Source organism: Gemmatimonas sp. (assembly GCF_041689975.1).
Lineage (GTDB): Bacteria > Gemmatimonadota > Gemmatimonadetes > Gemmatimonadales > Gemmatimonadaceae > Gemmatimonas.
The window spans coordinates 25,585-32,142 of record NZ_JBDNFF010000104.1 but is presented as its reverse complement, the minus strand read 5'-3'; the positions used below and the strand labels follow the sequence as shown (position 1 = coordinate 32,142).

Below are 6,558 nucleotides of genomic sequence, written 5' to 3'. Positions count from 1 at the left end.
CTGGTTCCGACATCAGCTGCCGCCGGAGCGCGTGACGCGTATTGACCCCGATGCGCCTGACGCGCTCGTGCAGGCGCTCGGCTGGTGGGATCACGAGCAAACCGTCGCCAACCACGCGATGCACACGAGAACCGCATGAAGATCGGCATTACGTGCTATCCGACATACGGTGGCTCCGGCGCGGTCGCGACGGAACTCGGCATTGCACTCGCCGCGCGCGGCCACGAAGTGCACTTCATCACCTATCAGCAACCGTTTCGCCTGCCCAGCTTCCTGCCGCGGGTCTGGTTCCATGAGGTGGATGTCGGCCGCTACCCACTCTTCGAGTATCCGCCGTACGACCTGGCGCTCGCCGTACGCATGCACGAAGTGGTGCGCGATCACCAGCTCGACATCCTGCATTGCCACTACGCCATCCCGCATGCGACCAGCGCCTGGATTGCGCGCGAGATGTTGCGCGAGGGCAACGCGGATGTGCGTGTCGTGACCACACTCCACGGCACCGACATCACCATCGTCGGCCAGGAACGCTCGTTCTACACGATCACGCGATTCTCCATCGAGAAGTCCGACAGCGTGACCGCCGTCTCCGACTACCTGCGCGACGAGACCTATCGTGCCTTCGGATGCGTCGGCTGCGATGTGCAGGTCATTCCGAATTTCATCAACCCGGAGCAGTACGACCGCAGTCGTCACCAGTTCCCGATCCCCGCTGAGGTCACGACCGGACGAAAGGTGCTCATGCACATATCGAACTTCCGGCCGGTCAAGCGCGTGCGCGACGTCGTGCGCGTATTCGCGGGCGTGAACAAGGAAGTGCCTTCCGTGTTGGTGATGGTCGGCGACGGCCCGGAGCGCGTTGAGGCGGAAGCCGAAGCGCGTGAACTTGGCGTCGCCGAACACGTGATGTTCCTCGGCAAGATCGATGCGATTGCACCGCTGCTGGCGGGCGCCGATCTGTTTCTGCTCACCAGCGAACAGGAGTCCTTCGGCCTCAGTGCCCTCGAGGCGTTGGCCTCCGGGGTGCCCGTCATCGGCGCCCGCGCCGGCGGGCTCCCGGAAGTCGTGATCGACGGAGAAACCGGATTTCTGTGCGAGGTTGGCGACGTGAGCGCCATGGCAGCGGCCGGTGTCGCGCTGCTCACGGATCCGGCCAAGTGGCAGCAGATGAGCACGGCCGCGGCGGCCGATGCGCGGAAGCGCTTCTCCGAAGACGCCGTCGTCGCGCAGTACGAAGCGCTCTATGAGCGCACCCTCGCATCGGCGGTCGCCGGACGATGAATTCATTTTTCTGCGGGTGGATGACAGCGTGACGATTTTTCAGGCAGTAGTGCTCGGCATCGTGCAGGGACTCGCCGAATTACTGCCGATTTCGAGTTCGGCGCATCTGGCGCTCACTCCGTACTTCTTCGGTTGGACGGACCCCGGTCTCGCCTTCGATGTGGCGCTGCATCTCGGCACGCTCATTGCGCTGGTGTGGTACTTCCGCGCCGAGTGGATTGACATGACGAAGAGCGCGTGGCGCATCGCGTCCACTCGGCGCATCGAGACGGTGCACGATAGGCGTCTCGTGTATCTCGTCGTGGCCACGATTCCCGCCGGCGTGGGTGGACTGCTGCTCAATGACCTCGCCGAAACCACCTTTCGCTCGCCGAAGATCATCGGGACGGCGCTCGTCGTCATGGGCGTGCTGCTCTGGGCCGTCGACCGTTGGAGTGCACGCGCACGCATGCTCGACGAAGTCACGATGCGCGACGCCATCATCGTGGGTTGTGCGCAGGTGTTGGCACTCATCCCCGGCGTCTCGCGATCGGGTTCGACGATCACGGCCGGGCGTTTTCTCAAACTCGATCGCCCCAGCGCCGCGCGCTTCAGCTTTCTCATGAGCATGCCGATCACCTTGGCGGCCGTCATTCTGAAAGTACCGGAAGCGGTGCGGTCTCACGGTATCTCGGCGCCGCTCGTCGCGGGTGTGATCGCCGCCGCCATCAGCAGCTGGTTGGCCATCACCGTGCTTCTGCGCTACGTCAGCAAGCATAGCTTCGGGGTGTTCGCCGTGTACCGCGTCGTTCTGGCCGCGGTCGTCTTCGCCACCATCGCGACCCGTAGTTGATGACCGTCCCGTCGCCGACGCTCGCCACCGAGTGCGGGCTCGCACGGCTTGAGCACCTGGCGCTCGTCGGATCCACGATGGACGAGGCGCATCGTCTCGCGCAGGCAGGTGCCGAGGCGGGCACGCTCATACTTGCCGACGCGCAGGATGGCGGTCGCGGTCGGGGCGGACGGAGCTGGGCCTCTGAGGCGGATGCCGGCATCTGGATGACGCTCATCGAACGCCCCCGCGATCAACGCGCACTCGACGTGCTCGCGCTGCGCATCGGCCTGGCGCTCTCCGACGCGCTCGAGCCATTCTGCGATGGTCCGATCACCCTCAAGTGGCCGAACGATTTGTTTGTCGGGGCAGGGAAGTTGGCAGGCATCCTCATCGAAGCCCGCTGGCGCGAGTCACTCCCGGAGTGGGTCGCCATCGGCGTTGGCGTGAATCGTCGCGTGCCGGCGTCATTCCCCGCCGCCGCCTCGGTTCGTGCTGACGTCCCACGCGACGATCTCCTGCGCGCCATGCTGCCCGCCATGCGTCGGGCTGCGTCGCAGGTCGGTAGTCTCACGCCTGTTGAATGCGCGGCGTGGGCCGAACGCGATCTGGCCTACGGTCGCGACATCACCCAGCCGCGCGCCGGACGGGCCATGGGGATCGATGCCACGGGCGCGTTGCTGATCGCCGAACCCCGCGGTGCGATGTCCGCCGCGCGCAGCGGCTCGCTCGTGCTTGCCGGAGAATCGCCATGACCGGCCTCTATGTTGATCGTTTTCGACGTCGGTAACACGAAGACCACAATCGGCTTGTTCGATGGTGACACGCTGCGCGGCGATCGGCTCATCAACACGCTCGCCGCGAGCCGACTCTATCAACGCGACACCATCTGCGTCGATCTCGGCACGGCAACCACCTTCGATTGTATCACGGCCGACGGCGTCTTTCCTGGCGGTGTCATTGTGCAGGCAGTGCGAACGTCGGCGGAAACACTCACGCGTCGCACCTCGAAGCTGCCGGGCACCAAGCTGATTCCTTTCCTTCGGGTGATCGGCACGCGCACCAAGTAGTGCAGTCGTGCGGGAGTCCTCTTCGGCGCGGCGGACGCCATCGACGGCATGGTGCGCCGCATCAAAGCAGAATGGCCCGGTCGCGAGGTACCACTCGTCGTGGCCACGGGCGGCTTGGCCGAAACCCTGCAGCCATGGTGCTCGGAGTTGGATCCCATCGAACCGACGCTCACACTTCAGGGATTGCGCCTCGCCTGCGACCTGCTCGTTCGGCAATAAGTCGTAATTCCCGGTTCGTGAACACTGCCTACACGGCAGACCCTGCTATTTGGATGCTGCCATTTTGTTCGATTCGATGTCGTTACGGCAGCAAGTTGTATTCCGTAAACGCTTTTATTGCTTGAGGTTACGGGATTCAACGGTAGCGAGGCCCGCTTGACTGGCGCGCGCGTGGTGCTTACCTTTTCTATTGTTAGCACTCGACATCGTTGAGTGCTAACATCGAGCACTTTCATCGTTCGATCCCTGACACATACGCAGGAGACACAGTTATGGCCACTATTAGTGCCGCCAAGGTAGCGCCGCTCGCGGATCGCGTCGTCGTGAAGCCGAGCGAAGAAGCGGAACAGATGCGCGGTGGGCTGTACATCCCGGACACCGCCAAGGAAAAGCCACAGCAGGGTGCGGTCGTGGCTGTTGGCCCGGGACGTTATGAGAAGGAGACCCGCGTTCCGATGGACGTGAAGGTCGGCGACAAGATTCTGTACGGGAAGTACAGCGGTACGGAAGTGACGATCGACGGTGAGCAGCTGCTCATCCTCCGCGAGTCGGATGTGCTCGCGGTGATCAGCTAATCGTCTTCGAACCACTCAACGGTAAATAGCAACTATGGCTGCCAAGGAACTGCATTTCAACGTGGACGCGCGCGCTGCTCTCAAGCGTGGCGTCGATCAGCTCGCCGAGGCCGTGAAGGTCACGCTCGGACCCAAAGGTCGTAACGTCGTCATCGAAAAGAAGTTCGGCGCCCCCACCGTGACCAAGGACGGCGTCACGGTCGCGAAGGAAATCGAACTCGCTGATCCGATCGAGAACATGGGCGCGCAGATGGTGAAGGAAGTCGCGACCAAGACCTCTGATCTCGCCGGCGACGGCACGACGACCGCCACGGTGCTCGCCCAGGCGATCTTCCGTGAAGGCCTCAAGAATGTGACCGCCGGCTCCAACCCGATGGCGCTCAAGCGCGGCATCGAGAAGGCCGTCGCGAGCATCGTCGAAGAGCTCAAGCGCATCTCCGTGCCCACCTCGGGCCGTAAGGAAATCGCGCAGGTCGGTACCATCTCGGCGAACAACGACCCCGAGATCGGTAACCTCATCGCGGAAGCGATGGAAAAGGTCGGTAAGGACGGCGTGATCACCGTCGAAGAGGCCAAGGGCCTCGAGACGACGCTGGAGACAGTTGACGGTATGCAGTTCGACCGTGGCTATCTCTCGCCGTACTTCGTTACGGATCCGGAGAAGATGGAGGCGGTCCTCGAGAACGCCATGATCCTGATTCATGACAAGAAGATCTCGGCCATGAAGGATCTCCTCCCGGTGCTCGAGAAGGTTGCCCAGCTCGGCAAGCCTCTCCTCATCATCGCGGAAGACATCGAAGGCGAAGCTCTCGCGACGCTCGTCGTGAATAAGCTCCGCGGCACGCTGCGCGTCGTCGCCGTCAAGGCGCCGGGCTTCGGCGATCGTCGTAAGGCGATGTTGCAGGACATCGCAACGCTGACCAAGGGTCAGGTCGTGTCCGACGAAGTCGGCTTCAAGCTCGAAAACGCGGTCATCACCGACCTCGGCTCGGCCAAGCGCATCGTGATCGACAAGGACAACACGACGATCATCGACGGCGCCGGCGAGGCGAAGGACATCGAAGGTCGCGTGAAGGAAATCCGTGGTGCCATCGAGAAGAGCACCTCGGATTACGATCGTGAGAAGCTCCAGGAGCGTCTCGCGAAGCTCGCCGGTGGCGTGGCCATCATCAATGTCGGCGCTGCCACCGAAGCGGAAATGAAGGAGAAGAAGGCTCGTGTCGAAGACGCGCTGCACGCCACGCGTGCCGCCGTCGAAGAGGGCATCGTCCCGGGCGGCGGCGTCGCGCTGATCCGCGCGCAGCATGTGCTCAAGGACGTGAAGGTCGCCGAGCGCGACGAGCAGATCGGCGTTGACATCGTGCGTCGCGCGATCGAAGAGCCGCTCCGCATCATCGTGCAGAACGCGGGTGGCGAAGGCTCGATCGTCGTCGAGAAGATCCGTACGGCGAAGGAAACCAGCTTCGGCTACAATGCGCTGACCGATGTGTACGAAGACCTCGTGCAGGCTGGCGTTATCGACCCGACCAAGGTGACCCGCACCGCGTTGCAGAACGCGGCGTCGATCGCCGGTCTCCTCCTCACGACGGAAGCGTTGATCGTCGAGAAGAAGGAAACGTCGGCTCCCGCTGGCGGCGGCCATGGTGGCGGCGGCGGCGGTATGGGCGGCATGTACTAAGCCGTTCAGCCAGTCGAAGGAAACAGAACGGGCGCCCAATCGGGCGCCCGTTCTGCATATTCGCCGGCCGCGTCACGGCGACAAGCCGAGCGACAATTGCGACGCGTGCACCAGCCACGCCGCTTCGCCGGTCGAGGCCATCGGCGGCAACGGGACCTGCTGCGATGCCGCTGAGAGTGCATCGCGCGACCATCCGGCGCGGCGCAAGGCCTCACGGGTTCGCTCCACGGCCAATGTGGGCTGGTTGTTCGTTTCGCTGAGATGCGTGAGCAGCACTCCGCGTAGCCCGCGGTGCACACAACCACTCACGAATGCGGCCGCCGCCCCGTTCGACAGGTGCCCGAGGCCGCCGCTGATCCGCTGTTTCAGTGACCACGGATACGGACCACGGGCCAGCATCTGTTCGTCGTGATTCGACTCGATCACGATGAGGTCGAGCCGCTCGAATGCCACCGGCAGCGCGTCCGGTACCCGACCGACGTCCATCGCGATTCCCACGCGCGCGCCGCTGCTCACGTCGGTGACCACGAGCGCGCGGCAGTCTCGCGCATCATGCGGCACCTTCGTGGTCTCCACCAGGAAGCCACCCACGGTCGTTACGCCGTCGTCCACGAACGCTCGCGCATCACGCGGCCGTGCGTCCGCGCCGCAGCCGCTGCCGAGCGCGTCGAGTGTGCCCGCCGACCCGTACACGGGCCATCCCCAACGCGCACTTGCCGTCGCCGCTCCACTCGCATGATCCGTATGCTCGTGCGTCAGCAGCACCGCCCCGATCTCTTCAGGGCGACGTCCAGCCGCGTTCAGTCGCCGTACCAGCGACCGAGGGCCGAAGCCCGCGTCCACCAGCACGGCGCCATCCGTGCCGTCGATCAGGATGGCGTTGCCGCGGCTCCCGCTGCCCAGGACCGTTACGCGCAGCATACG

8 protein-coding genes are annotated in these 6,558 nt (G+C 64.1%); 7 read left to right on the top strand and 1 reads right to left on the bottom strand.

The window, feature by feature from the left end:
• Nucleotides 1-135: 135 nt before the first annotated feature.
• From bshA to groL, 7 genes are all read left to right on the top strand, one after another.
• Nucleotides 136-1,281 carry an N-acetyl-alpha-D-glucosaminyl L-malate synthase BshA gene (gene bshA / locus ACESNG_RS07245; protein WP_373062668.1) on the top strand — a complete coding sequence of 382 codons (1,146 nt, stop codon included), beginning with the start codon at nucleotides 136-138 and terminating at the stop codon, nucleotides 1,279-1,281.
• A complete protein-coding gene (gene uppP, locus ACESNG_RS07240; RefSeq protein ID WP_373062670.1) occupies nucleotides 1,244-2,113 on the top strand; it encodes an undecaprenyl-diphosphatase UppP in 870 nt (289 codons plus the stop codon). Before bshA ends, uppP begins: the two co-directional genes overlap by 38 nt.
• Complete coding sequence (locus ACESNG_RS07235; protein ID WP_373062672.1) at nucleotides 2,113-2,847, top strand: biotin--[acetyl-CoA-carboxylase] ligase; 735 nt, start codon at nucleotides 2,113-2,115, stop codon at nucleotides 2,845-2,847. The genes uppP and ACESNG_RS07235 overlap by 1 nt, the downstream gene beginning before the upstream one ends.
• A 9-nt stretch (nucleotides 2,848-2,856) precedes the next feature.
• Nucleotides 2,857-3,162, top strand: a complete 306-nt coding sequence (locus ACESNG_RS07230; protein ID WP_373062674.1) for a type III pantothenate kinase — start codon at nucleotides 2,857-2,859, stop codon at nucleotides 3,160-3,162.
• Between the two features lie 48 nt (nucleotides 3,163-3,210).
• On the top strand, nucleotides 3,211-3,381 hold the full coding sequence (locus ACESNG_RS07225; protein WP_373062676.1) for a hypothetical protein: 171 nt from the start codon (nucleotides 3,211-3,213) through the stop codon (nucleotides 3,379-3,381).
• 272 nt (nucleotides 3,382-3,653) lie between these two features.
• Nucleotides 3,654-3,956, top strand: coding sequence for a co-chaperone GroES (gene groES / locus ACESNG_RS07220; RefSeq protein WP_373062678.1), 303 nt, complete (start codon nucleotides 3,654-3,656; stop codon nucleotides 3,954-3,956).
• Nucleotides 3,957-3,990: 34 nt separating this feature from the next.
• Nucleotides 3,991-5,634, top strand: a complete 1,644-nt coding sequence (gene groL / locus ACESNG_RS07215) for a chaperonin GroEL (RefSeq protein ID WP_373062680.1) — start codon at nucleotides 3,991-3,993, stop codon at nucleotides 5,632-5,634.
• Between the two features lie 72 nt (nucleotides 5,635-5,706).
• On the opposite strand, the gene ACESNG_RS07210 is transcribed toward groL, so the two are convergent.
• A complete protein-coding gene (locus tag ACESNG_RS07210) occupies nucleotides 5,707-6,555 on the bottom strand; it encodes an MBL fold metallo-hydrolase (RefSeq protein WP_373068377.1) in 849 nt (282 codons plus the stop codon).
• Between the last annotated feature and the right edge of the window lie 3 nt (nucleotides 6,556-6,558).